Annotated in this window: 24 protein-coding genes; 18 read left to right on the top strand and 6 right to left on the bottom strand. The window is 68.2% G+C overall.

The annotated features are described in order from the left end of the window. Positions 1-222 precede the first annotated feature (222 nt). From ACV229_RS14300 to ACV229_RS14280, 5 genes are all read left to right on the top strand, one after another. Positions 223-2,061 carry an EAL domain-containing protein gene (locus tag ACV229_RS14300; protein ID WP_448083771.1) on the top strand — a complete coding sequence of 613 codons (1,839 nt, stop codon included), beginning with the start codon at positions 223-225 and terminating at the stop codon, positions 2,059-2,061. A 282-nt stretch (positions 2,062-2,343) separates the two neighbouring features. After that, entirely contained in the window at positions 2,344-3,360 is a 1,017-nt protein-coding gene (locus ACV229_RS14295; protein ID WP_448083770.1) for a LacI family DNA-binding transcriptional regulator, read from the top strand. Next, complete coding sequence (locus tag ACV229_RS14290; protein ID WP_448083769.1) at positions 3,357-4,637, top strand: AGE family epimerase/isomerase; 1,281 nt, start codon at positions 3,357-3,359, stop codon at positions 4,635-4,637. Before ACV229_RS14295 ends, ACV229_RS14290 begins: the two co-directional genes overlap by 4 nt. Positions 4,638-4,645: 8 nt before the next feature. After that, entirely contained in the window at positions 4,646-5,557 is a 912-nt protein-coding gene (locus tag ACV229_RS14285) for a carbohydrate kinase family protein (RefSeq protein WP_448083974.1), read from the top strand. A 65-nt stretch (positions 5,558-5,622) separates the two neighbouring features. Next, positions 5,623-5,844, top strand: a complete 222-nt coding sequence (locus tag ACV229_RS14280) for a hypothetical protein (RefSeq protein WP_448083768.1) — start codon at positions 5,623-5,625, stop codon at positions 5,842-5,844. Positions 5,845-5,926: 82 nt separating this feature from the next. Here ACV229_RS14280 and ACV229_RS14275 read toward each other — a convergent pair whose 3' ends face one another. Both ACV229_RS14275 and ACV229_RS14270 read right to left on the bottom strand, forming a co-directional pair. Next, positions 5,927-6,121, bottom strand: coding sequence for a DUF2905 domain-containing protein (locus tag ACV229_RS14275; RefSeq protein ID WP_448083767.1), 195 nt, complete (start codon positions 6,119-6,121; stop codon positions 5,927-5,929). A 12-nt stretch (positions 6,122-6,133) separates the two neighbouring features. After that, positions 6,134-7,324, bottom strand: coding sequence for a class I SAM-dependent methyltransferase (locus ACV229_RS14270; protein ID WP_448083766.1), 1,191 nt, complete (start codon positions 7,322-7,324; stop codon positions 6,134-6,136). Positions 7,325-7,337: 13 nt separating this feature from the next. Here ACV229_RS14270 and ACV229_RS14265 point away from each other — a divergent pair, with 13 nt between their 5' ends. The 7 genes from ACV229_RS14265 (at position 7,338) to ACV229_RS14235 (ending at position 13,707) form a co-directional block, all read left to right on the top strand. After that, positions 7,338-8,099 (top strand): SDR family oxidoreductase, encoded by a 762-nt coding sequence (locus ACV229_RS14265; protein WP_448083765.1) that lies wholly within the window; start codon positions 7,338-7,340, stop codon positions 8,097-8,099. Positions 8,100-8,154: 55 nt separating this feature from the next. Continuing rightward, positions 8,155-8,559 carry a dihydroneopterin aldolase gene (locus ACV229_RS14260; RefSeq protein ID WP_448083764.1) on the top strand — a complete coding sequence of 135 codons (405 nt, stop codon included), beginning with the start codon at positions 8,155-8,157 and terminating at the stop codon, positions 8,557-8,559. After that, positions 8,556-9,611 (top strand): tRNA 2-thiocytidine(32) synthetase TtcA, encoded by a 1,056-nt coding sequence (gene ttcA, locus ACV229_RS14255; RefSeq protein ID WP_448083763.1) that lies wholly within the window; start codon positions 8,556-8,558, stop codon positions 9,609-9,611. Before ACV229_RS14260 ends, ttcA begins: the two co-directional genes overlap by 4 nt. A gap of 125 nt (positions 9,612-9,736) precedes the next feature. Continuing rightward, complete coding sequence (glmU, locus tag ACV229_RS14250; RefSeq protein ID WP_448083762.1) at positions 9,737-11,098, top strand: bifunctional UDP-N-acetylglucosamine diphosphorylase/glucosamine-1-phosphate N-acetyltransferase GlmU; 1,362 nt, start codon at positions 9,737-9,739, stop codon at positions 11,096-11,098. 54 nt (positions 11,099-11,152) lie between these two features. Continuing rightward, positions 11,153-12,970: a glutamine--fructose-6-phosphate transaminase (isomerizing) gene (gene glmS / locus ACV229_RS14245; RefSeq protein WP_448083761.1), complete on the top strand. Its 1,818-nt coding sequence runs from the start codon at positions 11,153-11,155 to the stop codon at positions 12,968-12,970. A gap of 48 nt (positions 12,971-13,018) precedes the next feature. Next, positions 13,019-13,489 (top strand): hypothetical protein, encoded by a 471-nt coding sequence (locus ACV229_RS14240; RefSeq protein ID WP_448083760.1) that lies wholly within the window; start codon positions 13,019-13,021, stop codon positions 13,487-13,489. Next, positions 13,489-13,707, top strand: coding sequence for a hypothetical protein (locus ACV229_RS14235; protein WP_448083759.1), 219 nt, complete (start codon positions 13,489-13,491; stop codon positions 13,705-13,707). The genes ACV229_RS14240 and ACV229_RS14235 overlap by 1 nt, the downstream gene beginning before the upstream one ends. Positions 13,708-13,821: 114 nt before the next feature. Here the strand turns inward: ACV229_RS14235 and ACV229_RS14230 are convergent, their stop codons facing one another. Together ACV229_RS14230 and ACV229_RS14225 are read right to left on the bottom strand one after the other, a co-directional pair. Continuing rightward, on the bottom strand, positions 13,822-14,658 hold the full coding sequence (locus tag ACV229_RS14230) for an FTR1 family iron permease (RefSeq protein ID WP_448083758.1): 837 nt from the start codon (positions 14,656-14,658) through the stop codon (positions 13,822-13,824). 12 nt (positions 14,659-14,670) lie between these two features. Next, positions 14,671-15,000 (bottom strand): cupredoxin domain-containing protein, encoded by a 330-nt coding sequence (locus ACV229_RS14225; protein ID WP_448083757.1) that lies wholly within the window; start codon positions 14,998-15,000, stop codon positions 14,671-14,673. A gap of 346 nt (positions 15,001-15,346) precedes the next feature. Here ACV229_RS14225 and ACV229_RS14220 point away from each other — a divergent pair, with 346 nt between their 5' ends. Next, positions 15,347-15,547 (top strand): heavy-metal-associated domain-containing protein, encoded by a 201-nt coding sequence (locus ACV229_RS14220; RefSeq protein WP_448083756.1) that lies wholly within the window; start codon positions 15,347-15,349, stop codon positions 15,545-15,547. An 88-nt stretch (positions 15,548-15,635) separates the two neighbouring features. On the opposite strand, the gene ACV229_RS14215 is transcribed toward ACV229_RS14220, so the two are convergent. Then, positions 15,636-17,126 (bottom strand): aldehyde dehydrogenase, encoded by a 1,491-nt coding sequence (locus ACV229_RS14215; RefSeq protein WP_448083755.1) that lies wholly within the window; start codon positions 17,124-17,126, stop codon positions 15,636-15,638. A gap of 82 nt (positions 17,127-17,208) precedes the next feature. After that, entirely contained in the window at positions 17,209-17,760 is a 552-nt protein-coding gene (locus tag ACV229_RS14210) for a cupin domain-containing protein (protein WP_448083754.1), read from the bottom strand. A gap of 413 nt (positions 17,761-18,173) precedes the next feature. On the opposite strand from ACV229_RS14210, the gene ACV229_RS14205 reads away from it, so the two are divergent. The 5 genes from ACV229_RS14205 (at position 18,174) to ACV229_RS14185 (ending at position 23,502) form a co-directional block, all read left to right on the top strand. Then, positions 18,174-18,395: a hypothetical protein gene (locus ACV229_RS14205; protein ID WP_346778735.1), complete on the top strand. Its 222-nt coding sequence runs from the start codon at positions 18,174-18,176 to the stop codon at positions 18,393-18,395. A 323-nt stretch (positions 18,396-18,718) separates the two neighbouring features. Further along, complete coding sequence (locus ACV229_RS14200) at positions 18,719-19,501, top strand: gamma-glutamyl-gamma-aminobutyrate hydrolase family protein (RefSeq protein ID WP_448083753.1); 783 nt, start codon at positions 18,719-18,721, stop codon at positions 19,499-19,501. A gap of 28 nt (positions 19,502-19,529) precedes the next feature. Then, positions 19,530-20,867 carry a glutamine synthetase family protein gene (locus ACV229_RS14195; protein ID WP_448083752.1) on the top strand — a complete coding sequence of 446 codons (1,338 nt, stop codon included), beginning with the start codon at positions 19,530-19,532 and terminating at the stop codon, positions 20,865-20,867. A gap of 28 nt (positions 20,868-20,895) precedes the next feature. Then, positions 20,896-22,323, top strand: coding sequence for an aspartate aminotransferase family protein (locus ACV229_RS14190; protein WP_448083751.1), 1,428 nt, complete (start codon positions 20,896-20,898; stop codon positions 22,321-22,323). Positions 22,324-22,383: 60 nt separating this feature from the next. Continuing rightward, positions 22,384-23,502, top strand: a complete 1,119-nt coding sequence (locus ACV229_RS14185; RefSeq protein WP_448083750.1) for a polyamine ABC transporter substrate-binding protein — start codon at positions 22,384-22,386, stop codon at positions 23,500-23,502. The last annotated feature ends 255 nt before the right edge of the window (positions 23,503-23,757 follow it).

Here is a 23,757-nt window from a genome sequence, read left to right as displayed (position 1 = left end):
TGCGGGGGCCGGTGCATTCGGCGGCAGTGCTCACCTCAGCCGGCCTGACCACACGCACTCGCTCGCATTTCTCCCGACTGCTGCCGCGCCCCCACGCACGGCAGCACGCCACGCTCATGGCGCAACGCACCAGAATCGCGCATCGCTTCACGAAATCTTCATTCAATTTCTGCTGAGCGGTGCCGTTAAGCCGGGCGTTCCGTCGATCTGGCCGCCCCGCCCATGTCCGCCCTCACAGCCGCTCCCGATGCCGTCCGCACGTCGCGCTTGATCGCGGATCGCGCGCTCGCCGCCGTGTTCCAGCCAATCGTCGATCTCGGCTCCGGCACGGTCATCGGCTACGAGGGCCTGATCCGCGGCCCGCGCGGCACCGCCCTCGAACTGCCGGCCGCGCTGTTCGCGCAGGCCGCGCGCGAAGGGGAAACCGTCGCGCTCGAGCATGCGGCCGCCGTCACCTGCCTCGACGCATTCGCCGCGCTCGGCTGCGACGGCAAGCTGTTCCTCAACTTCAGCGCAGGTGCGATCCTGCAGCTCGCGCGCGAACGCGAGCGCGCCCGCGCGCTGCTCGAGCGCACGCAGATCGCCGCCGAGCGCATCGTGATCGAGCTGACCGAGCAGAACGCGACGCCTGATCTCGCGCACATCGCGCCGGCGCTCGCGTCGCTGCGCGATGCGGGCATCCAGTTCGCACTCGACGACTACGGGACCGCGAATGCGAGCATGAACCTGTGGCTGCGCCTGCATCCCGACGTCGTGAAGATCGACCGCTTCTTCATCCACGACATCGCGCTCGATCCGCTGAAGTTCGAGGCGGTCAGGGCGATGCAGCACTTCGCGCACGCGAGCGGCGCGCAGCTGATCGCGGAAGGCATCGAGCACGAGCGCGACCTGATCGTCGTGCGCGACATGGGAATCTGCTGCGTGCAGGGCTTCCTGCTCGGCCGCCCGCAAGCGCTGCCGTCGCCGATCGTCGCAGCGGCCGCACGCGACGCGATCCGCGCGCCGCATATCGCGGTGTTCCCCGGCACGACGCGCGCGGCGCGCCAGACCGGCACGATCGCCGCGAAAATGCTCGTCGCCGCACCTGCGCTGCCGCGCGACGCGACCAGCAACGACGTGCTCGACCTGTTCAACCGGATGCCGGGGCTGCATGCCGTCGCGCTCGTCGAGCACGAGCGGCCCGTTGCGCTCGTGAACCGCCGCGGCTTCATGGACCGCTTCGCGCTGCCGTACCACCGCGAGGTGTTCGGCCGGAAGCCGTGCCTGCAGTTCGCGAACGACGCGCCGCTGATGATCGAGAACACGACGACGGTCGAGCAGCTCGCGTCGCTGCTCGCGAGCAACGACCAGCGCTATCTCGCGGACGGCTTCGTGATCACCGAGCACGGCCGCTACGTCGGGCTCGGCACCGGCGAGAGCCTCGTGCGCGCGGTGACCGAGATGCGCATCGAGGCCGCGCGCTATGCGAACCCGCTGACGTTCCTGCCCGGCAACATCCCGATCAGCGCGCACATCGACCGCCTGCTCGAGCGCGACGCCGGGTTCCACGCGTGCTACGTCGACCTGAACCAGTTCAAGCCGTTCAACGACCAGTACGGGTACTGGCAGGGCGACGAGGTGCTGAAATTCGCCGCGACCGTGCTGGCCGGCATCTGCGATCCGCAGCGGGACTTCCTCGGCCACGTCGGCGGCGACGACTTCCTCGTGCTGTTCCAGAGCGACGACTGGCAGGCGCGCGCGGCCGCCGCGATGCGGCACTTCAACGACGGCGCGCAGCGCTTCTACACGCAGGCCGACCAGCGCGCGGGCGGACTGCGCGGCGAGGACCGCTACGGCAACCCGGCGTTCTTCGGTTTCGTGACGATGGCGATCGGCGCGGTCGGCGTGCCCGCGGGCGCGCACCGCGCGATGCGCTACGGCAGCGACGAGATCGCGTCGGTCGCCGCACTCGCAAAGCGGCGCGCGAAGCAGCATCCCGACGGGCTCGCGGTCGTCGATCTCGACGCCGGCCGCGCGGCGCTGCTCGCGCGCGGCGAGCCGCCGCGCGCTGACGGGCGCTGACGGGCAACACACCGGTCGCGCCCGGCCGGCGACACGCGTAGCCGCGCCGTCGCTGCCGATCTTGCCGATCGCGAGCGCCACCCGCCCTGCCGGTCTGCCCGCGCGTCGCGCGACCACCTTGCCCTTCCTACCACCTGTTTAGTATTTTTAGTAAAAGCTCCGGCGCAGATTAGTGCTTTAAATCCGGGTATTTACGGATCACCTCAGTGGATAAGGCACGAATTTCCCGGTGCGTTTTACTATACAATCGCCGTCACCCTAAACAAATCCGGATCTCGAACGATGGGTACCACCATTCGCGACGTGGCGCGGGCGGCAGAGGTCTCGATCGGCACCGTGTCCCGCGCGCTGAAAAACCAGCCTGGCCTGTCCGAAACCACGCGCGCGCGCATCGTCGAGATCGCACAGCGCCTCGGCTACGATTCCGCACAGTTGCGGCCGCGCATCCGCCGGCTCACGTTCCTGCTGCACCGCCAGCACAACAGCTTTCCCGCCAGCCCGTTCTTCTCGCACGTGCTGCACGGCGTCGAGGACGCGTGCCGCGAGCGCAGCATCGTGCCGACGCTGCTCACCGTCGGTCCGAACGACGACGTGCTGCGCCAGATGCGCACGCACGCGCCCGATGCGATCGCGGTGGCCGGCTTCATGGAGCCGGAAACGATCGAGGCGCTCGCCGCGACCGGCCGCCCGCTCGTGCTGATCGACCTGTGGGCGCCCGGGCTGCGCTCGGTCAACATCGACAACGCGACCGGCGCCGCGCTCGCGATGCGCCATCTGCTCGCCACCGGCCGCACGCGCATCGCGTTCATCGGCGGCTCGCCCGCGCACTACAGCATCACGCAGCGCGCGATCGGCTACCGGCGCGCGTTCTTCGAGGCCGGACGGCTGTTCGATCCCGCGTACGAAGTGACGATCGACGCCGGGCTCGACCCCGACACGGGCGCCGCGCGCGCGATGCAGCAGCTGCTCGACGCGCCGCGCCCGCACCCCGACGCGGTGTTCGCGTACAACGACGCGGCCGCGCTCGCCGCGCAGCGCGTGTGCCTCGCGCGCGGCCTGCGGGTGCCGGACGACATCGCGATCGTCGGCTTCGACGACATCCCGGCCGCCGCGCACGCGCATCCGCCGCTCACGACGCTCGCGGTCGACAAGGAAGCGCTCGGCCGCCGCGGCGTCGAGCTGCTGCTCGCCGAATCCCCCGAGCACACCGAGATCTGCCTGCCCGTCGAGCTGATCGTCAGGGCCAGCAGCCAACCCGCCGCGTCGCCGGCATTCGCCACCACGGTCACCGAATCATGACTACGCCCCCGGCCCACTCGAGCGCGGCGATGCCGGCCGCGCATGCGCATCCGGCCCCGTTCGTCGCGAACTTCCGCGATCCGTCGTTCCTGCTGTCGCACGTCGAGGACACGCTGCGCTTCTACGCGCCGAACGCTCTCGACCCGACAGGCGGCTTCTACCACTACTTCCGCGACGACGGCAGCGTGTACAACCGCACGTCGCGACACCTCGTCAGCAGTTGCCGGTTCATCTTCAACTACGCGATGGCGTACCGCCACTTCGGCGATCCGCGCCATCTCGAGTACGCGCGCCACGGGCTGCGCTTCCTGCGCGACGCGCACTGGGACGACGAGCTGAAGGGCTATGACTGGGAGCTCGACTGGCGCGACGGCGCGAAGCGCGCGACGCTCGACGGCACGCGCCACTGCTACGGGCTCGCGTTCGTGCTGCTCGCCGCCGCGCACGCGACGATGGCGGGCATCGACGACGCGCGGCCGCTGATCGCCGCGACCTACGAGCTCGCCGAGCACCGCTTCTGGGATGCCGCCGCGGGCCTGTATGCGGACGACGCGTCGCCGAACTGGATCGTGTCGAGCTACCGCGGCCAGAACGCGAACATGCACATGACCGAGGCGCTCCTCGCCGCGTACGAGGCGACCGGCCACCTCACCTATCTCGACCGCGCGGAAAAGCTCGCGACCAACATCACGCAGCGCCAGGCGGCGCTGTCGGGCGGGCTCGTATGGGAGCACTATCACGCGGACTGGTCGGTCGACTGGGACTACAACAAGGAAGACAGCTCGAACATCTTCCGGCCGTGGGGCTTCCAGCCCGGGCACCAGACGGAATGGGCGAAGCTGCTGCTGATCCTCGAACGGCACCGCCCGCTCGACTGGCTCGTGCCGCGCGCGGCCGAGCTGTTCGACGCGGCGCTCGCGCACGCGTGGGACGCCGATCACGGCGGGCTCTGCTACGGCTTCGGCCCCGACTTCACGATCTGCGACCACAACAAGTATTTCTGGGTGCAGGCGGAGACCTTCGCGGCGGCCGCGATGCTCGGCGCGCGCACCGGCAGCGAGCGCTTCTGGGACTGGTACGACGAGATCTGGCGCTACAGCTGGGCGCATTTCGTCGACCACCGCTACGGCGCGTGGTACCGGATCCTCACGTGCGACAACCGCAAGTACAGCGACGAGAAGAGCCCCGCCGGCAAGACCGACTACCACACGATGGGCGCGTGCTACGACGTGCTCGCGACGCTCGCGCGCGCGGCGCGCAGCGAACCGACGCAATGAGCGGCGCAATGACGGGCGGCGCATTTCCGGCGTTCGTCTCCGCCGGCGACATCCTGACCGACATGATGCGCGCCGGCGACGCGCACTGGACGTCGGTGCCGGGCGGCGCCGGCTGGAACGTCGCGCGCGCGGTCGCGCGGCTCGGCGTGCCGAGCGCGCTCGCGGGCGCGATCGGCGACGACTGCTTCTCGGACACGCTGTGGCACGCGAGCGACGCGGCCGGGCTCGACCTGCGCTTCCTGCAGCGCGTCGCGCGGCCGCCGCTCCTCGCGATCGTCCACGAGACGCGGCCGCCCGCCTACTTCTTCATCGGCGAGGCCAGCGCCGATCTCGCGTTCGATCCCGCGCGCCTGCCGGCCGGCTGGGCCGACCACGTGCAGTGGGCGCACTTCGGCTGCATCAGCCTCGTGCGCGAGCCGCTCGCGGGCACGCTCGTCGCGCTCGCCGCCGACCTGCACGCGCGCGGCGTGAAGATCAGCTTCGATCCGAACTTCCGGAACCTGATGACGGCCGCGTACCGGCCGACGCTCGAGAAGATGGCGGGCCTCGCCGACCTGATCAAGGTGTCCGACGAGGATCTGCGGCACCTGTTCGACGGCAGCAGCGAAGCCGACGCGATCGCGGCGCTGCGCGCGATGAATCCGCACGCGACGCTGCTCGTCACGCGCGGTGCGCAGGCCGCGACGCTGTATGCGGATGGGGAGATTCACGAAGCGCGGCCGCCGCGCGTCGAAATCGCCGATACGGTCGGCGCGGGCGACGCGTCGATCGGCGGGCTGCTGTTCAGCCTGATGGCGACGCCCGCACGGCCGTGGCGCGCGCACCTCGCGTTCGCGCTCGCCGCCGGCGCCGCCGCGTGCCGCCATACGGGCGCGCACGCGCCGACGCTCGACGAGGTCGTCGCGCTGTTCGACGACTGACAAGGAGCGCTGTACATGGTGCGGCGCGGTGCTACGATGAAGTGTCCTATTGCGGGAGAAGCGGCATGGACACCAACACGTTCACGAAGGGCATCTACACGGCCAAGGCGCACACCCAGCATGCCAGCAGCGGGCAGTTTCAGGGCTACGTGATCCTGACCCGGGACGACGGGGACGAGACCGAGAACGTGCGCTACGACGTCCATTCCACGAGCCCCAACGAGGAAGAAGCGTTCAACGAGGCGAAGGCGCTCGCGCACCGGATCCTCGGCGAAATCGAGCTGTGACCGGGCGGTGACGCGCATGCGCGATGCCCCGGCCCGCGCCGGGCGGGCGCGCCGCCCGCCGCGCAAGGTGCGCCGCCGCGCGTCAGACGAGCCGCGCCACCATCGACACCAGCATCGTGATCACCAGCGTCGACATGAACGGAAACGGGTAACGCCGTGCGCCGAGCGTCAGCGTCACGTCGCCCGGCAGCCGCCCGATGCCGAGCTTGCCGAGCCACGGCCAGCAGCGCGCGAGGATCATCACCGCGATGAACGACGCCATCAGCCAGCGCAGCATCGTCCGCTCCCGTCAGAGCGCGTGCGAGCGATCGCCGCGCGCGAACGCGTCGAGCGTGCCGTCGATGCCGCGCGAAAACGCGATCACCTTGAACAGCTCGCCCATCTCCGCTTCCGAGATCAGCTTCTGCACCGCGTTCGCGGCGGGCAGGAACTGCCTGACGTCGGACGGGTCGATCGCGGCGAGCGCGTCGGTGACGCCCGCATTCAGCAGGAAGCGCGCCTGCGACGTGTAGCCGAGCAGGTCCGCGCCGGTCGCGACGCCGGCTTCGTAGATGCCGGAGAATTCGACGTGCGAGGTGATGTCCTGCAGCCCCGGGTACAGGAACGGATCGTCGTGCGCGCGGTGGCGGTAATGGCACATCAGCGTGCCGCGGTCGCGCTGCGGATGGTAGTACTCGTGCGCCGGAAAGCCGTAGTCGATCAGCAGCACCGCGCCGCGCGCGAGCATCGAGCAGACGGTGCGGGTGAACGCGAGCGCCGCCTCGTGCGTCTCGGTCACGTAGCCGTCGGCGGCCTCGAGTGTCGCGAGCACCGGCGGCAGCCCGGCCGGCCCGACCGGGCGGTCGTCGAACACGAACGCCTGCCGCGCGTCGAGCGCGACGCCGCGCTCGCGCCACGCGCCGTCCGCCTTCGCGAACAGCCGCACCGGCATCGCATCGAGCACCTCGTTGCCGACGACGACGCCCTCGAACCGCTCGGGCAGCGCGTCGAGCCAGCGCACCTTCGCCGCAAGGCCCGGCGCGGCGGCCACGATCGTGTCGCGCTGCCGCTCGCGCAGCTCGCCGGACAGGTCGACGATCAGGTATTCGTCGACCTCGGCCTCGAGCGCGTCGAGCGACGCGAGCAGCCCGGCCGCGAGCTTGCCGGTGCCGGCGCCGAATTCCATCACGCGGCGCGTGCCGCTCGCCGCGAGCGCCTCGGCGACCGGCCGTGCGAGCGTCTGCGCGAACAGCGGCGACAGCTCGGGCGCGGTGACGAAGTCGCTGCCGTCCTCGGCGCGGCGGCCGAACTTGCGCGCGCCGCCGCTGTAGTAGCCGAGGCCCGGCGCGTACAGCGCGGTCTCCATGAAGCGGGCAAACGGCAGCCAGCCGCCGGCCGCCGCGATGTCGCCGCGCAGTTGCGCGGCAAGTGTTTCGGACTGCGCGAGCGCGTCGGGGCCCGGAGCAGGTAAACTAGCGGGTTCGTGAGCTTTCGGGTTCATCCCGGCATTGTAAATGACCGTTTCAGCCGATACGTCGCCCGAGCGCGTGGTACTCATCGCGGGCGCAGCGGACAGCGCCGCCGACGCCGCGTCCATCGGACGCGCGCTCGCGACGGGGTTCGCCCGGCGCGGCTGGGACGTCGCGCTGCAGCGAGGCCCCGGCACGCCGCGCGCGGCGGCCGACGCGCTCGCCGTCGAGATCGGCGCGCTCGGACGTCGGGCAGCCGTGCTCGATGCCGATCTGGCCCTCGAAGCCGACGCGGCGGGACTCGTCGCGGCCTGCGGCGCGGCGCTCGGCCGGCCGGCGTGCGTCGTGTTCCACAGCGCGCCGGCCGGCGCCGACGACGCGCACTCGGCGAGCCATGCGTCGCTCGCCGACGCGCTCGCGCGCAACGTCGCCGCGCCGCTCGCGCTGGCCCGGGCGCTGGAAGCCGCGACGCCGGACGCCGCGCGCGCCGACGAAGGGCTGCGCGCGTGCGCGGTCCACGTGCTGGACCAGGCGCTGTTTCACCCGGCGCCCGGGCAGCTGTCGCACGCGCTGATGCAGGCCGCGCTGAACCGCGCGACCGCCGCGCTGGCGCTGGCGCTCGCGCCGAAGGTGCGCGTCGCGGCGCTCGTGCGCGGACACGCGCCGCACGTCGACGACATCGCGGCGGCGGCCTGCTACCTGGCGGACGCGTCCGGCATCACCGGCGCGACGCTGACCGTCGACGGCGGCGAGCACCTGGTGCCGCCCGCCGCCGACCCGAATGAACCGCGCGGGCGCGCGCCATGACGGCCGCCGCCCGCGCCGCTTTGCGTGCGCGCACGCCAATTTGACTGGAACGACCATGCTTTCCGCTCTCCTGCACCCCCGCCTCGCGGATTGCCGCAGGCTCTACCTGCGCGACTACGAGGTGCACATCAACATCGGGGCATTCGACCACGAGAAGCGCGGCGAGCAGCGCGTCGTCATCAATGTCGACCTGTTCGTGCCGCTCGCGTTCAGCACCCCCGTCGACGACCGGCTGCACGAAGTCGTCGACTACGATCTGATGAAGCAGAGCGTCGCGCAGTGCGTCGCACGCGGCCACATCCATCTGCAGGAGACGCTGTGCGACGCCATCGCCGCGCACCTGCTGGCGCACGAAGCCGTGCGCGCGGTACGCGTCTGTACCGAGAAACCGGACGCCTATCCGGACTGCGACGCCGTCGGCGTCGAAGTCTTTCGCATCAAGGACGAGGAGCGAGCATGAACGCCCCCCACACCCCCGATCTGAATGAAGCGGCGGTCGGTACCGCGGCGGTCGACACCGCGGCGGTCGATACCGCAGCCGATGCCGCCGAAGCGGGCGCGACCGAAGCCGGCCGCCCCGTGCTGACGCGCCGCGAGCAGAAGGAAGCGTACGAGAACAACAAGCTGTTCAAGCGGATCGTGCGCCAGGTCGGCCAGGCGATCGGCGACTACAACATGATCGAGCAAGGCGACAAGGTGATGGTCTGCCTGTCGGGCGGCAAGGACAGCTACGCGATGCTCGACGTGCTGCTGCGCCTGCGCGAGCGCGCGCCGATCGACTTTGACATCGTCGCCGTCAACCTCGACCAGAAGCAACCGGGCTTCCCCGAGCACGTGCTGCCCGAGTACCTGACGCAGGTCGGCGTGCCGTTTCATATCGAGAACCAGGACACGTACAGCATCGTCAAGCGCCTCGTGCCCGAGGGCAAGACGACCTGCTCGCTGTGCTCGCGGCTGCGCCGCGGGATCCTGTACCGCGTCGCGGGCGAGCTCGGCGCGACCAAGATCGCGCTCGGCCATCACCGCGACGACATCGTGCAGACGCTGCTGCTGAACATGTTCTACGGCGGCAAGCTGAAGGGGATGCCGCCGAAGCTGCAGTCGGACGACGGCAGGAACGTCGTGATCCGCCCGCTCGCGTACGTGAAGGAAACCGACCTCGAGAAGTACGCGGAGCTGCGCGAATTCCCGATCATCCCGTGCAACCTGTGCGGCAGCCAGCCGAACCTGAAGCGCGCGGAGATGAAGGCGCTGATCCGCGACTGGGACAAGCGCTTCCCGGGCCGCGTCGACAACATGTTCAACGCGCTCGCGAACGTCGTGCCGTCGCACCTGATGGACACGAACCTGTTCCCGTTCGCGTCGCTCCGCGCGACCGGCCAGGCCGACCCGCAGGGCGACATCGCGTTCGACGAGGAACCGTGCTCGACGGGCGACGATGCGGCTGCGCCGGGTGGTGTGACGCCGGGTGCGGCCCGGCCGATCTCGATCGTCCAGTTCGATGATCTTTGAGACGGCCGCCGGATCGGGCGCCAGGACGCCCGTTCCGGTTCCACCAACCTTGCGCGGCGGGCCTCGGCGGGCGGAACGCCCATGCTAAAATGGTCAGCTTCGAACTCTTCTGACATGCTGGCGCCATGAATATCGTCATTTTGGCGGCAGGCACCGGCAAGCGCATGCGTTCCGCGCTGCCGAAAGTGCTTCATCCCCTGGCCGGCAGGCCGCTCCTCTCCCACGTCATCGCCACCGCGCGCGCGCTGCAGCCGTCCCGGCTCGTCGTCGTCGTCGGTCACGGCGCCGAGCAGGTCCAGGCAGCCGTGGCCGCGCCCGACGTGCAGTTCGCGGTGCAGGCCGAGCAGCTCGGCACCGGCCATGCGGTGCGCCAGGCGCTGCCGCTCCTCGATCCCGCGCAGCCGACCCTCGTGCTGTACGGCGACGTGCCGCTCACCCGCGTGTCCACGCTCGAGCGCCTCGTCGACGCGGCGCGCGAAGGCCGCTACGGCATTCTGACCGTCACGCTCGACGACCCGACCGGCTACGGCCGCATCGTGCGCGACGCGGCCGGCTTCGTCACGCGCATCGTCGAGCAGAAGGATGCGTCGCCGGAAGAACTGAAGATCGCCGAAATCAACACCGGCATCATCGTCACGCCCACTGCCCAGCTGTCGATGTGGCTCGGCGCGCTGAAGAACGAGAACGCGCAGGGCGAGTACTACCTGACCGACGTCGTCGAACTCGCGATCGACGCCGGCTTCGAAGTCGTCACCGCGCAGCCGGACGCCGAATGGGAAACGCTCGGCGTGAACAGCAAGGCGCAGCTCGCGGAGCTCGAGCGCACCCACCAGCGCAACGTCGCCGACGCGCTGCTCGCCGACGGCGTGACGCTCGCCGATCCGGCGCGGCTCGACGTGCGCGGCACGCTGCGCTGCGGCCGCGACGTGTCGATCGACATCAACTGTGTGTTCGAAGGCAACGTGACGCTCGCGGACAACGTGACGATCGGCGCGAACTGCGTGATCCGCAATGCGTCGATCGGCGCGGGCACGCGTGTCGACGCATTCACCCACATCGACGGCGCCGAGCTCGGCGCGCACACGGTGATCGGCCCGTACGCGCGGCTGCGGCCGGGCGCGCAGCTCGCCGACGAGGCGCACGTCGGCAACTTCGTCGAGGTGAAGAACGCGGTGATCGGGCACGGCTCGAAGGCGAACCACCTCACGTATATCGGCGACGCCGACATCGGCGCGCGCGTGAACATCGGCGCGGGCACGATCACCTGCAACTACGACGGCGCGAACAAGTTCCGCACCGTCATCGAGGACGACGTGTTCGTCGGCTCGGATACGCAATTCGTCGCGCCGGTGCACGTTGGCCGTGGCGTGACGATCGCCGCCGGCACGACGATCTGGAAGGACGTCGCCGACGGCGTGCTCGCATTGAACGACAAGACGCAGACCGCGAAGAGCGGCTACATCCGGCCGGTCAAGAAGAAAAACTGAAAACAGCATGCGGGCGCGGCACGGCGCCCGCTTTGACATAGAGGGTAGATTTCCATGTGCGGCATTGTCGGCGCAGTTGCGCAGCGTAATATCGTTCCGGTGCTGATCGAAGGTCTGCGGCGCCTTGAATACCGAGGCTACGATTCGTGCGGCGTCGCCGTGCTCGAGCCGAATGCGCCGAAGCGCGCGCGCAGCGTCGCGCGCGTCTCCGATCTCGACGCGCAGGTGCGCGAAACCGGCCTCGACGGCGGCACCGGCATCGCGCACACGCGCTGGGCGACGCACGGCGCGCCCGTCACGCACAATGCCCACCCGATCTTCTCGTCGGACGCGCTCGCGCTCGTCCACAACGGCATCATCGAGAACTTCGAGCCGCTGCGCGACGCGCTGCGCGCGAAGGGCTACGACTTCGTGTCGCAGACCGACACCGAAGTGATCGCGCACCTCGTGCACAGCCTGTACCGCGGCGACCTGTTCGCCGCCGTGCGCGAAGCCGTGCAGCAGCTGCACGGCGCGTATGCGATCGCGGTGATCCACAAGGACCAGCCGCACACGGTCGTCGGTGCGCGCCAGGGCTCCCCGCTCGTCGTCGGCTATGGCGACGGCGAGAACTTCCTCGCGTCCGACGCGCTCGCGCTCGCGGGCAGCACCGACCACTTCACGTTCCTCGAGGAAGGCGACGTCTGCGAACTGTCGCGCGACGGCGTGAAGATCGTCGACCGCCACGGCGCGGCGGCCAAGCGCGAAGTGCGTGTCGTCAGCGCATACGGCGGCGCGGTCGAACTCGGGCCGTATCGCCACTTCATGCAGAAGGAAATCTTCGAGCAGCCGCGCGCGATCGGCGACACGGTGCCGCAGACCGACGCGTTCGACGCGACGCTGTTCGGCGACGCGGCGCCCGCAGCGTTCGCGAATATCGACAGCCTGCTGATCCTCGCGTGCGGCACGAGCTACTACTCGGGCCTCACCGCGAAATACTGGCTCGAATCGATCGCGAAGATCCCGACCCAGGTCGAGATCGCGAGCGAGTACCGCTACCGCGAATCGGTGCCGAACCCGCGCCAGCTGGTGCTGGTGATCTCGCAGTCGGGCGAGACGGCCGACACGCTCGCGGCGCTCAAGCACGCGCAGTCGCTCGGCCACACGCACACGCTCGCGGTCTGCAACGTCGCGACGAGCGCGATGGTGCGACTCACCGAGCTGCAGTTCCTGACGCACGCGGGCACCGAGATCGGCGTCGCGTCGACCAAGGCGTTCACGACGCAGCTCGTCGCGCTGTTCGTGCTGGCCGCGACGCTCGGCAAGCTGCGCGGCCACGTCGACGCCGCGCTCGAAGCCGAATTCCTGAAGCAGCTGCGCCACCTGCCGGCCGCGCTGAACAGCGTGCTCGCGCTCGAGCCGCAGATCATCGCGTGGGCGGAAGAATTCGCGCGCAAGGAAAACGCGCTGTTCCTCGGCCGCGGGCTGCACTACCCGATCGCGCTCGAAGGCGCGCTGAAGCTGAAGGAAATCTCGTACATCCACGCCGAGGCGTACCCGGCCGGCGAACTGAAGCACGGCCCGCTCGCGCTCGTCACGGAAGCGATGCCGGTCGTGACGGTCGCGCCGAACGATGCGCTGCTCGAGAAGCTCAAGTCGAACATGCAGGAAGTGCGTGCACGCGGCGGCGAGCTGTACGTGTTCGCGGACGCCGACACGCACATCGTCAACGACGAAGGCCTGCACGTGATCCGGATGCCCGAGCACTATGGCCAGCTGTCGGCGATCCTGCACGTCGTGCCGCTGCAACTGCTCGCGTATCACACGGCATGCGCGCGCGGCACCGACGTCGACAAGCCGCGGAACCTCGCGAAGTCGGTGACGGTGGAATAAGCGGCGCTGCAAACCTGTTGCACCGCCGACGTGAAAGACGGAGATAGCATGGTGAGACTGATTGGATGCGGGTTGCTGGCGCTCACGTTCGCGTCGTCGGGCTGGGCCGCCGAGCATTACGTCGAGGTCTGGAATCCGCCCGAGGCGCGCGCATCGGCGCCCCGGTCGCCGGCGGCCCATGCGCCCGATGCGCGCGCGGCGGCACCCGCGAAGCATGCGGCAACCCAGCCGAAGGCGGCCACGAAATTCCACAAACGCCGGGTCGTGCAAACCGCGCAGACGCTGAAGACACTGAAGACGGGCGCGCATCGGATGCCGGCGCCGGGCGCGACGCCCGGTGGCGCACCGGTGGCTCGACCCGTCGCGCAGCCGGCGCCGGGCCGGCTGACCGTCATGCAGCCCGATGCGCAGGACACGCCGCGTGGCCTCGCATATACCGACATCCCGCGGCAATATACGCCGGACGGCAACGTGCTGCGTGTCGGCACGCGCAACGGACCTGCGGAGGTGGCACGATAATGGAAGCGGAAACCTACCACGGCTACCAGATCTGGGGCCACGCGATCCTTCAACAGGACGAGATCCTGCAGCCGGAGCGCTTCGCGGCTAGCGGAACGATCACGCAGAACAACAGGCTCGTCGAGGCGTCGGGCGTGCTGGGCGTGTTCGACACCGAGGACGACGCACGCGTCGCCGGGCTCGAATGGGCCCGCGCGTGGATCGACAACCATCGTTGAGCGCACGCGCGCCGGCGAGGCGCGGCCCGGCGCGCGGCACGGCCGATCGCGGTCTTCAATGCAACAAGGGGCGTCCGAGGACGCCCCTTGTTGCATTCAGGCTCGAGCGGCGGGTCAAACAGCCTGCCGCGGCGGCTGCACTGCGCTCTGCGGCCGGCCGACGAGCCGCGCCAGCAGGACGATTGCCGCCAGCGTCCCGACGTAGGCGGCGATCTGGATGCCCGCCGGACGCGCGGTATAGCCGACCAGCGTATGCAGCGCCTTGCCGACGATGCTCGTGTCCTTGAGCAGCCACGACGTATCCCACACCGCATCGCCCCACGACGGCACGAGACCGGCCGCCAGCAGGAAGCCGACGCACTGGCTCGCCATCCCCGCCGCGAGCAGCACGATCAGCCCGTTGGTGACGGAAAACAGCCGCTTGAGTGGAATCTGCAGCAGGCCCGCGTACATCGCGTAGCCAAGCCCAGCGCCGCCCAGCACGCCGAGCAGCCCGCCCGCGACCATCTGCGGCGTCTGCCCCGGGTCGCCCGCGGCAATGCCGTACAGGAACAGCACGGCCTCCGAGCCTTCGCGCAGCACCGCGACCCCGACGACGATCGCGAGCCCGGTCAGCGGCTTGCTGCCGGTCGCGACGGCCCGACCGACCGTCGCCATGTGCAGCGCCATCTCGCGGCCATGCTTGCTCATCCAGATGCTGTGCCACGCGAGCATCAGCGTCGCGACGAACATCACGCCCGCGTTGAACACCTCCTGCCCCATCCCGGACGCCCATTGCGAGATCACGTCGGCGAACGCCGCGATCAGGCCCGCGCCGATCACGCCACCGACGAGCCCGCTGCCGACCCACCAGCCGCGCCACGGCACGCCCTTCGTGGCGGCCATCACGATCGAGACCACCAGCGCGGCCTCGAGCACTTCACGAAAGACGATCAGGGCGGTAGACAACATGGCGGTATCCGCTTACTTGACGGTCAGGTGCGTCTTCGACTGGTCTTCGTGGTACTCGTCGTGGAACTCGTACGTACCGGCCTTCAGCGGCCCGACCAGGATTTCGACCGACTTGCCGGCGGGAATGACCTTCTCCGCCTTGAAGTCGTCGCTTTCGAATTCGGCGGGCGTCGAGTCGAGGTTCTTCACGACGAACTTGACCTTCTTGCCGGCCGGAATCGTCACGCCTTCGGGCGAAAACTTGTGGTCCTTCAGGGTCAGGTTGACGACGTCGTCAGCGGCGAATGCCGTTGCCGATGCGCCCAGCAGGGCCAGCGCGAAGCCGAAAGCGAAACGGTTCATGTTCAGGACGGGAAAATAATTTTGAGAGAGACTGATATTAAGATCGATTCGCATTTCCACATCAAATGACCTTATTCGTGCAATGGGGATCGCGCTGCATGCCGTTTCGTAACCCGTTGTCGGAAAATGAGTTTTCCACGGTGTGGCGATACCTTGGAACGGTCAATCCGGCTAAATACCGACTGACGATCCGGCTGCCATTCCGATTCATCGGATCACATCCTTACGAATAACTGTCTGAATGCGGATGCCGGGCACGGTATCCTGCTCGTCGGCGCGTGCATGCTTGACCTTCCCATCGTGGCAAGCTTCATGCTGTGCGCGTTCGTCAACTCTGGAGGGAATGATGGAATTCGAAGTTCAGGACATGACCTGCGGCGGCTGCGCAAACGCGATCACCCGCGCGGTGACCGCGGCCGATCCCGGCGCGAAGCTCGACATCGACGTCGCCGCAAAACGCGTGACGGTCGAATCGACGCAATCCGCGCAGCAGGTGCAGTCGATCATCGAAGCCGCAGGCTTTCATCCCGCGCTGCGCGCCGCGTAACGCGTATCGCCGGAGGCGCTGCGGATCACATCCGGCAGCGCCGGCCGCGTGCGCGCCGCCTCCCGCAGCGGCGCGCACGCACACACGCTCAACGCAGCCGTATGAGCGTCGATTTCAGCTCCGTGTATTTCTCGAGCGCGTGCAGCGACTTGTCGCGGCCGTTGCCCGACTGCTTGTAGCCGCCGAACGGGAAGTTCATGTCGCCGCCTTCGTCGTAGCAGTTCACCCACACGGTGCCCGCGCGCAGACGGCGCGATACCTCGTGCGCGGTCGTCAGGTTCGACGTCCACACCGCGGCCGCCAGTCCGTATTCGGAGTCGTTGGCGATGCGCACGGCCGCGTCGACGTCGTCGAACACGATCACCGACAGCACCGGCCCGAAAATCTCCTCGCGCGCGATCCTCGCATCGGGCTTCACCTCGAACACCGTCGGCTCGACGTAGAAGCCGCCCGTCTCTTCCTTCGCGCGCGCGCCGCCCGTCACGAGCCGGCCTTCGTTGCGCCCCGCTTCGATGTAGCCGAGCACGCGCTCGAGCTGGATGCCGTCGACGATCGCGCCCATCGACACCGACGGGTCGAGCGGGTTGCCCGGCACGTACGCGCGCGCGGCCGCGACCAGCTTCTCGATGAACGCGTCCTTGATGTCGCGATGCACGAGCAGACGCGAACCCGCGGTACACATCTCGCCCATGTTGTAGAAGATCGCGCCGGCCGCGGCCTGCGCCGCGCGATCGAGATCCGGACAATCCGGCAGCACGATGTTCGGCGACTTGCCGCCCAGCTCGAGCCACACGCGCTTCAGGTTCGACTGCGCGGCGTACTGCATGATCAGCTTGCCGACCGCCGTCGATCCCGTGAACGCGACGCAGTCGACGTCGCGATGCAGCGCGAGCAGCTTGCCCGGCTCGCCCGCGCCCGGCACGACGTTGAACACGCCGGCCGGAATACCGGCTTCGTGCGCGAGCTGCGCAACCCGGATCGCGGTCAGCGGCGACTTCTCCGACGGCTTCAGCACGACGCTGTTGCCGGCCGCGAGCGCGGGGCCGAACTTCCACGCGGCCATCAGGATCGGGAAGTTCCACGGCACGACCGCGGCGACGACGCCGACCGGCTCGCGCGTGACGAGCCCGACGAGATGATGATCGGCGGGCGCGACTTCACCGCCGACCTTGTCGATCGCTTCCGCGAACCATTCGACGCAATACGCGGCGCCCGGCACGTCGACCGTCGTCGTGTCGCCGATCGGCTTGCCCGCGTCGAGCGTCTCGAGCAGCGCCAGTTCGTCGAGGTGGTCGCGCATCAGCGCCGCCCAGCGCAGCAGCACGGCCTTGCGCGCACGCGGGTTCAGCCCCGCCCACACCTGCGCGTCGAAGGCGCGGCGCGCAGCGGCGACGGCGGCATCGACGTCCGCCTCGCCGCAGTCGGCGACCTTCGCGAGCACGCGGCCGTCGATCGGGCTCACGCAGTCGAACGTCTTGCCCGCGTGCGCGTCGCGCGGCGCGCCGTCGATGAATGCGCGCCCTTCGATTGCGAGCGACGCTGCCTTGTCCTGCCAGTCAGCCAAAGTCAACTTATTCATCAGGATGCCTCAATGTTGAGTCATTCACCGTCCGATGCGGTGCGCCCACGGCACGGCCGGCGGCGAATGCGGTGACGCGCGGTCAGAAGGTCGGCGGCGAATTGGCCGAGACGACCTCGCAGATCTGCTCCGCGCTGGGATTGCGAAAACGATGCGGCAAACGGCTTTCGAAGTAGTAGCCGTCTCCGGGGTCGAGCAGCCACGTTGCGCCGTCGACGGTGAGTTCGAGCCGGCCCGACACGACGACGCCGCCTTCGTGCCCCGCATGCGCGAGCATCTCGGGACCGGTGTCGGCCTGCGGCTGATAGATCTCGCGCATGATGCACATGTTGCGGTCCTTCACGCCCGCGCCGACGAGATGAAACGCGAGCGAGTCGTTGCCGAGGTTCGGCATCTCGTCGCGGCGCGACACGACCGTGCGCGATTCGACGAGCTCGAACGTGAAGAATTCCGCGAGGCTCATCGGGATGCATTCGAGCAGCTTCTTCAGCGAGCCGACCGACGGGCTCACGCGGCCCTGTTCGATCAGCGAGATCGTGCCGTTGGTCACGCCGGCCCGCTTCGCGAGTTCGCGCTGCGACAGGCCATGCTTGTTGCGCACGAAGCGCAGGCGCTCGGCGACTTCGGTGGACATCGATTCGGTTTCGGACACGATAAGTGCGATGAAAGAGTGAAACGACGCGTGGGTCGGCCGTTGAATATTCTAATCACTTTATCGCGTATATTGACGGGGAAAACCCTGAAAGGCGTTCGAAATAATGAACACCTGCAGCGTCATTCCGTTTACGCATCTTTTATTCGCAGTGCTTCGGGAAAGCCCTGATGCAGGACCGCTAAAAAACATTTGACGCCGTTTTTGGCTCGTATATGCTGGCTCTCAGGTCAGCGTCATCGGATCGTCACGAGCAGCAAATCGCGTTATTGCAACGCAAAAATTGATGCCCGTCGATGTGAATGGAGCCCGACCGACGCCTCGATTATTTAAACGCCTCCGGCGCTCGAACGATCAGGTGTTCAATACTTTCAACAAACCAGTCGAGTGTAATCGTGAGAGTCCGTGGCCCTCTGGTGAGGTGGGATCGAGGCGATGCGCGAAGTTCGCGCAGCGCGGCGCCCCCTTCCGACGGCAGTTGCGGCTGGCATAGTCCTCGCCTGCATCTGTCGATCTACACCATCCTGTCCCGCCGTTCCGTCCGTCGTCACAACGCCGTCTCCGCGCGCGCGTTCGTCGCGATCCATACCGACGAAGTGGCGTCGCTGCTGCCATAGCGCCTCTATTCTCTTTACGTCGTCCGTTTCGTTTGCTTTGCCAGCATCACGTCTGCCGTGTCCTCTGACCGGTGACGGATCGCGTTCGCGCGTGCATTGCCGCAAGCATTGCCGTGTGTAGCGCCGCACCACGAAACGAACGCCGGCCTGATCGTCGCGCGCAGCATGAATCGCCCACGGATTTCCGCTGCGCCCATTCGTCAGCGGCCTTGCGCCTCGCGCACGGCTGCGGGGCCGTGTCGCGCCTGCGATTGGCGCAAGCCGCGTCCGGCTTGCATCGGCAGCAACGCGCCGCGGCCTGTTTAGGCAACCTGATTGACGCCATGGAAAGGAAACCCCTCGTCGGCATCACCGCCGACTACACGCAAATCGGCGCGCATGCGTCGCACACCGTCGGCGACAAGTACGTCGCGGCGGTCGTCGACGGCGCACACGCGCTCGCAATGGTGCTGCCCGCGCTCGGCGAGCGCCAGTCGGTCGACGACATCATCGACGCGGTCGACGGCCTGCTGTTTACCGGCAGCTATTCGAACGTCGAGCCGCATCGCTACGGCGGCGAACCGAGCGCACCCGGCACGAAGCACGATGCCGCGCGCGACGCGACGACGCTGCCGCTGCTGCGCACGGCGATCGACGCCGGCGTGCCGGTGCTCGCGGTCTGCCGCGGCTTCCAGGAACTGAACGTCGCATACGGCGGCACGCTGCACCAGCGCGTGCATGAAGTGCCGGGCTTCGCCGATCACCGCGAAGACGACGCCGCGCCGCTCGAGTCGCAATACGGTCCCGCGCATCCGGTGCGGCTGACGCCGGGCGGCGTGCTGCACCTGCTCGCCGACGGCCGCGACGAAGTGCGTGTGAATTCGCTGCACAAGCAAGGCATCGCACAACTCGGCGCAGGACTCGCGATCGAGGCCGTCGCGCCGGACGGACTGATCGAGGCCGTGAGCGTCGCCGGCGCGCCGGCGTTCGCGCTCGCCGTGCAATGGCATCCGGAATGGCGGCACGCGCACGACGCGCTGTCGAGCGCGATGTTCCGCGCATTCGGCGCCGCCTGCCGCGCCCGCCGCCAGGCCCGCACGCGTGCCATGTCCGCCGCGCTCGCGTGAGCGCGCCGACAAACCAACGAGAACAGACATGCAAGACATCGACGAATTTCTGAAGAAACACCGGATCACCGAGATCGAAGCGATCATTCCCGACATGGCCGGCATCGCGCGCGGCAAGATCACGCCGCGCAACAAGTTCACGTCCGGCGAATCGATGCGCCTGCCGCAAGCCGTGATGGTGCAGACCGTCACCGGCGAATATCCGGAGGACGGGTCGCTCACCGGCGTCACCGATCCCGACATGGTGTGCGTGCCCGACACGTCGACGATCCGCCTGATCCCGTGGGCGGTCGACCCGACCGCACAGGTGATCCACGACTGCGTGCACTTCGACGGCTCGCCCGTCGAGATCTCGCCGCGCTACGTGCTGCGCCGCGTGCTCGACCTGTACAAGGCGAAGGGCTGGAAGCCCGTCGTCGCGCCCGAACTCGAGTTCTACCTGGTCGACATGAACAAGGACCCGGACCTGCCGCTGCGCCCGCCGGTCGGCCGCACGGGCCGTCCGGAGACGGGCCGCCAGTCGTACTCGATCGAGGCCGTCAACGAGTTCGATCCGCTGTTCGAGGACATCTACGAGTACTGCGAATCGCAGAATCTCGACATCGACACGCTGATCCACGAAGTCGGCGCCGCGCAGATGGAGATCAACTTCATGCACGGCGACGCGCTGTCGCTCGCGGACCAGGTGTTCCTGTTCAAGCGCACGGTGCGTGAAGCGGCGCTGCGCCACAACATGTACGCGACGTTCATGGCGAAGCCGATGGAAGACGAGCCCGGTTCGGCGATGCACGTGCACCAGAGCATCGTCGACGAGGAGACGGGCCAGAACCTGTTCACGTCGAAGGAGACGGGCGGCGCGACGTCGCTGTTCTACAACTATCTCGCGGGCCTGCAGAAGTACACGCCGGCCCTGATGCCGATCTTCGCGCCGTACATCAACTCGTACCGCCGGCTGTCGCGCTTCATGGCCGCGCCGATCAACGTGCAGTGGGGCTACGACAACCGCACGGTCGGCTTCCGGATCCCGCACTCGGGCCCGTCCGCGCGCCGCATCGAGAACCGCATTCCGGGCGTCGACTGCAACCCGTACCTCGCGCTCGCCGCGACGCTCGCCGCCGGCTACCTCGGCATGACGCAGCGGCTGGAGCCGACCGAGCCGCTCGTCAGCGACGGCTACGACCTGCCATACCAGCTGCCGCGCAACCTCGAGGAAGGCCTGACGCTGATGGCCGCGTGCGAGCCGCTCGGCGAGATCCTCGGCCATAAATTCCTGAAGGCGTATTTCGCGCTGAAGGAAACCGAATACGAAGCGTTCTTCCGCGTGATCAGCTCGTGGGAACGCCGCCATCTGCTGCTGCACGTCTGAGCGTGCGCAACCGCAATCCGGAGGAAACATGACTTACCGTACCGAATCAGCCTGGATCCAGCCCGCCGCGCCCGCGGCCCGCACGACCCAGGCGCGCACGACGGCCGAATACCGCGCGCTCGACGCCGCGCACCACATCCACCCGTTCTCCGACATGGGCGCGCTCAACCGCGCGGGCAGCCGCGTGATCGTGAAGGCCGACGGCGTCTACCTGTGGGACTCGGAAGGCAACAAGATCATCGACGGGATGGCCGGCCTGTGGTGCGTGAACGTCGGCTATGGGCGCAAGGAGCTCGCCGACGCCGCGTACCGGCAACTGCAGGAACTGCCGTTCTACAACACGTTCTTCAAGACGACGCACCCGCCCGTCATCGAACTGTCGGCGATGCTCGCCGAAGTGACGCCGGAAGGCTTCAACCACTTCTTCTATTGCAACAGCGGCTCGGAAGGCAACGACACCGTGCTGCGTCTCGTGCACCAGTACTGGCGCGTGCAGGGCAAGCCGCAGAAGAAGTTCGTGATCTCGCGCAGGAACGGCTACCACGGCTCGACGATCGCGGGCGGCACGCTCGGCGGGATGGGCTACATGCACGAGCAGATGCCGTCGAAGGTCGAGCACATCGTACACATCGACCAGCCGTATTTCTTCGGCGAAGCGGAAGCGGGCGTGACGCCCGAAGCGTTCGGCCTCGCGCGCGCGCAGCAGCTCGAAGCGAAGATCCTCGAGCTCGGCGCGGAGAACGTGGCCGCGTTCATCGGCGAGCCGTTCCAGGGCGCGGGCGGCGTGATCTTCCCGCCGTCGACGTACTGGCCGGAAATCCAGCGGATCTGCCGCAAGTACGACATCCTGCTCGTCGCGGACGAAGTGATCGGCGGCTTCGGCCGCACCGGCGAGTGGTTCGCACACCAGCACTTCGGCTTCGAGCCGGACCTGATCACGATGGCGAAGGGGCTGACGAGCGGTTACGTGCCGATGGGCGCGGTCGGCATCCACGAGCGCGTCGCGCGCCCGATCATCGACAACGGCGAGTTCAACCACGGCCTCACGTACTCGGGCCACCCGGTCGCGGCAGCGGTCGCGGTCGCGAACCTGAAGCTGCTGCGCGACGACGGCATCGTCGAGCAGGTGAAGACCGATACCGGTCCGTACCTCCAGGCGCTGATGCGCGAGACCTTCGCGCGCCATCCGATCATCGGCGAAGTGCACGGCCACGGCCTCGTCGCGAGCCTGCAGCTCGCGGAAGCACCGGCCGAACGGCGCCGCTTCAAGAACGGCGGCGACGTCGGCACCATCTGCCGCGACTTCTGCTTCAACGGCAACCTGATCATGCGCGCGACCGGCGACCGGATGCTGCTGTCGCCGCCGCTCGTGATCACGCGCCAGGAAATCGACGAACTCGTGTCGAAGGCGAAGAAAGCCGTCGATGCAACCGCCCGGCAACTGGGCCTTTCGTAACGGCTTTGCTTACGGGCGGCGGCGGGCGCCGCGGCCCACATAACCCTAGGGAACTCCACCATGCGTGCTCGTCATCTTCGCCAAGCCTGTTCTGCCGCCGCCCTTGCTGCCGCGGCTGCGTTCACGTCCGTCGCCAGCCCGCCCGTGCAAGCCGCCGATGAGCTGAATGTCTACAACTGGTCGGACTACATCGCGCCCGACACGATTCCGAACTTCCAGAAGCAGACCGGCATCCACGTCAAGTACGACAACTACGACAGCGACGACACGCTGCAGGCGAAGCTGCTTGCCGGCAGCTCGGGCTACGACATCGTCGTGCCGACGTCGAACTACATGGCCAAGCAGATCCAGGCGGGCGTCTACCAGAAGCTCGACAAGTCGAAGCTGCCGAACCTCGCGAACCTCGACCCGCTGCTGATGAAGATGATCGCCGACGCGGATCCGGGCAACCAGTACGGCGTGCCCTGGGCATACGGCACGGACGGCATCGGCTACAACGTGCAGGCCGTGAAGAAGGCGCTCGGCGACAAGGCGCCCGTCGACAGCTGGGCGCTGGTGTTCGATCCGGCCAACATGGAGAAGCTGAAGGGCTGCGGCGTGTCGTTCCTCGACCAGGCGGTCGACGTGTTCGCGGCGACGCTGCAATACATGGGCAAGAACCCGAACAGCACGAACCCCGCCGACTACCAGGCAGCCTTCGAAGTCCTGAAGAAAGTCCGCCCGTACATTACCCAGTTCAACTCGTCGGGCTACATCAACGACCTCGCGAACAACGACGTGTGCGTCGCGCTCGGCTGGTCGGGCGACGTCGGCATCGCGCATCGCCGCTCATCGGAAGCGAAACGCTCGTATGAGATCAAGTTCGCGAACCCGAAGGAAGGCGGCCTGCTGTGGTTCGACGTGATGGTGATCCCGAAGGACGCGCCGCACGCCGAGGCCGCGCTGAAGTGGATCAACTACATCGAGGATCCGAAGGTCAACGCGGCCATCACCAACACGGTGTTCTATCCGACCGCGAACAAGGCCGCGCACCCGTTCGTGACGCCGGCGGTCGCGCAGGACCCGACCGTCTACCCGCCCGAAGAGGTGCTGAAGAAGATGACGCTGATGAAGCCGATGCCGGCCGACATCCTGCGTCTCCAGAACCGCCTGTGGGCGCAATTGAAGACCGGCCACTGATCGCGATGCCTGCACGCGGCGCAGGAATCGCTCGATCCCTGCCCGCATGACTGACGCGGACGACCGTCCGCCCGCGCGCAACGCGCGCACGCTCCACCCGGCACGAGCCGTCTTTCGCGAGTCGCATCCTGCGCCTCGCGCGGGGACGCTCACGCCTGCAATCCGTGATGAACGAATGGTGAAACCCATGCAATCGATACCCTCTTCCGCAGCCGCGCGCCACGCGCAGCCGGCCGCCACGGCCCGCACGAAGAA

This window comes from Burkholderia sp. MR1-5-21, assembly GCF_053427715.1.
The sequence above is the reverse complement of the archived record's forward strand: the minus strand, read 5'-3'. Positions and strand labels throughout refer to the sequence as shown.

Excerpts from the sequence above, each read along its gene's own strand:
- ACV229_RS14300 (WP_448083771.1), top strand. The coding sequence starts at position 223 with ATGTCCGCCCTCACAGCCGCTCCCGATGCCGTCCGCACGTCGCGCTTG.
- ACV229_RS14295 (WP_448083770.1), top strand. The coding sequence starts at position 2,344 with ATGGGTACCACCATTCGCGACGTGGCGCGGGCGGCAGAGGTCTCGATC.
- ACV229_RS14290 (WP_448083769.1), top strand. The coding sequence starts at position 3,357 with ATGACTACGCCCCCGGCCCACTCGAGCGCGGCGATGCCGGCCGCGCAT.
- ACV229_RS14285 (WP_448083974.1), top strand. The coding sequence starts at position 4,646 with ATGACGGGCGGCGCATTTCCGGCGTTCGTCTCCGCCGGCGACATCCTG.
- ACV229_RS14280 (WP_448083768.1), top strand. The coding sequence starts at position 5,623 with ATGGACACCAACACGTTCACGAAGGGCATCTACACGGCCAAGGCGCAC.
- ACV229_RS14275 (WP_448083767.1), bottom strand. The coding sequence starts at position 6,121 with ATGCTGCGCTGGCTGATGGCGTCGTTCATCGCGGTGATGATCCTCGCG.
- ACV229_RS14270 (WP_448083766.1), bottom strand. The coding sequence starts at position 7,324 with ATGAACCCGAAAGCTCACGAACCCGCTAGTTTACCTGCTCCGGGCCCC.
- ACV229_RS14265 (WP_448083765.1), top strand. The coding sequence starts at position 7,338 with ATGACCGTTTCAGCCGATACGTCGCCCGAGCGCGTGGTACTCATCGCG.
- ACV229_RS14260 (WP_448083764.1), top strand. The coding sequence starts at position 8,155 with ATGCTTTCCGCTCTCCTGCACCCCCGCCTCGCGGATTGCCGCAGGCTC.
- ttcA (WP_448083763.1), top strand. The coding sequence starts at position 8,556 with ATGAACGCCCCCCACACCCCCGATCTGAATGAAGCGGCGGTCGGTACC.
- glmU (WP_448083762.1), top strand. The coding sequence starts at position 9,737 with ATGAATATCGTCATTTTGGCGGCAGGCACCGGCAAGCGCATGCGTTCC.
- glmS (WP_448083761.1), top strand. The coding sequence starts at position 11,153 with ATGTGCGGCATTGTCGGCGCAGTTGCGCAGCGTAATATCGTTCCGGTG.
- ACV229_RS14240 (WP_448083760.1), top strand. The coding sequence starts at position 13,019 with ATGGTGAGACTGATTGGATGCGGGTTGCTGGCGCTCACGTTCGCGTCG.
- ACV229_RS14235 (WP_448083759.1), top strand. The coding sequence starts at position 13,489 with ATGGAAGCGGAAACCTACCACGGCTACCAGATCTGGGGCCACGCGATC.
- ACV229_RS14230 (WP_448083758.1), bottom strand. The coding sequence starts at position 14,658 with ATGTTGTCTACCGCCCTGATCGTCTTTCGTGAAGTGCTCGAGGCCGCG.
- ACV229_RS14225 (WP_448083757.1), bottom strand. The coding sequence starts at position 15,000 with ATGAACCGTTTCGCTTTCGGCTTCGCGCTGGCCCTGCTGGGCGCATCG.
- ACV229_RS14220 (WP_448083756.1), top strand. The coding sequence starts at position 15,347 with ATGGAATTCGAAGTTCAGGACATGACCTGCGGCGGCTGCGCAAACGCG.
- ACV229_RS14215 (WP_448083755.1), bottom strand. The coding sequence starts at position 17,126 with ATGAATAAGTTGACTTTGGCTGACTGGCAGGACAAGGCAGCGTCGCTC.
- ACV229_RS14210 (WP_448083754.1), bottom strand. The coding sequence starts at position 17,760 with ATGTCCACCGAAGTCGCCGAGCGCCTGCGCTTCGTGCGCAACAAGCAT.
- ACV229_RS14200 (WP_448083753.1), top strand. The coding sequence starts at position 18,719 with ATGGAAAGGAAACCCCTCGTCGGCATCACCGCCGACTACACGCAAATC.
- ACV229_RS14195 (WP_448083752.1), top strand. The coding sequence starts at position 19,530 with ATGCAAGACATCGACGAATTTCTGAAGAAACACCGGATCACCGAGATC.
- ACV229_RS14190 (WP_448083751.1), top strand. The coding sequence starts at position 20,896 with ATGACTTACCGTACCGAATCAGCCTGGATCCAGCCCGCCGCGCCCGCG.
- ACV229_RS14185 (WP_448083750.1), top strand. The coding sequence starts at position 22,384 with ATGCGTGCTCGTCATCTTCGCCAAGCCTGTTCTGCCGCCGCCCTTGCT.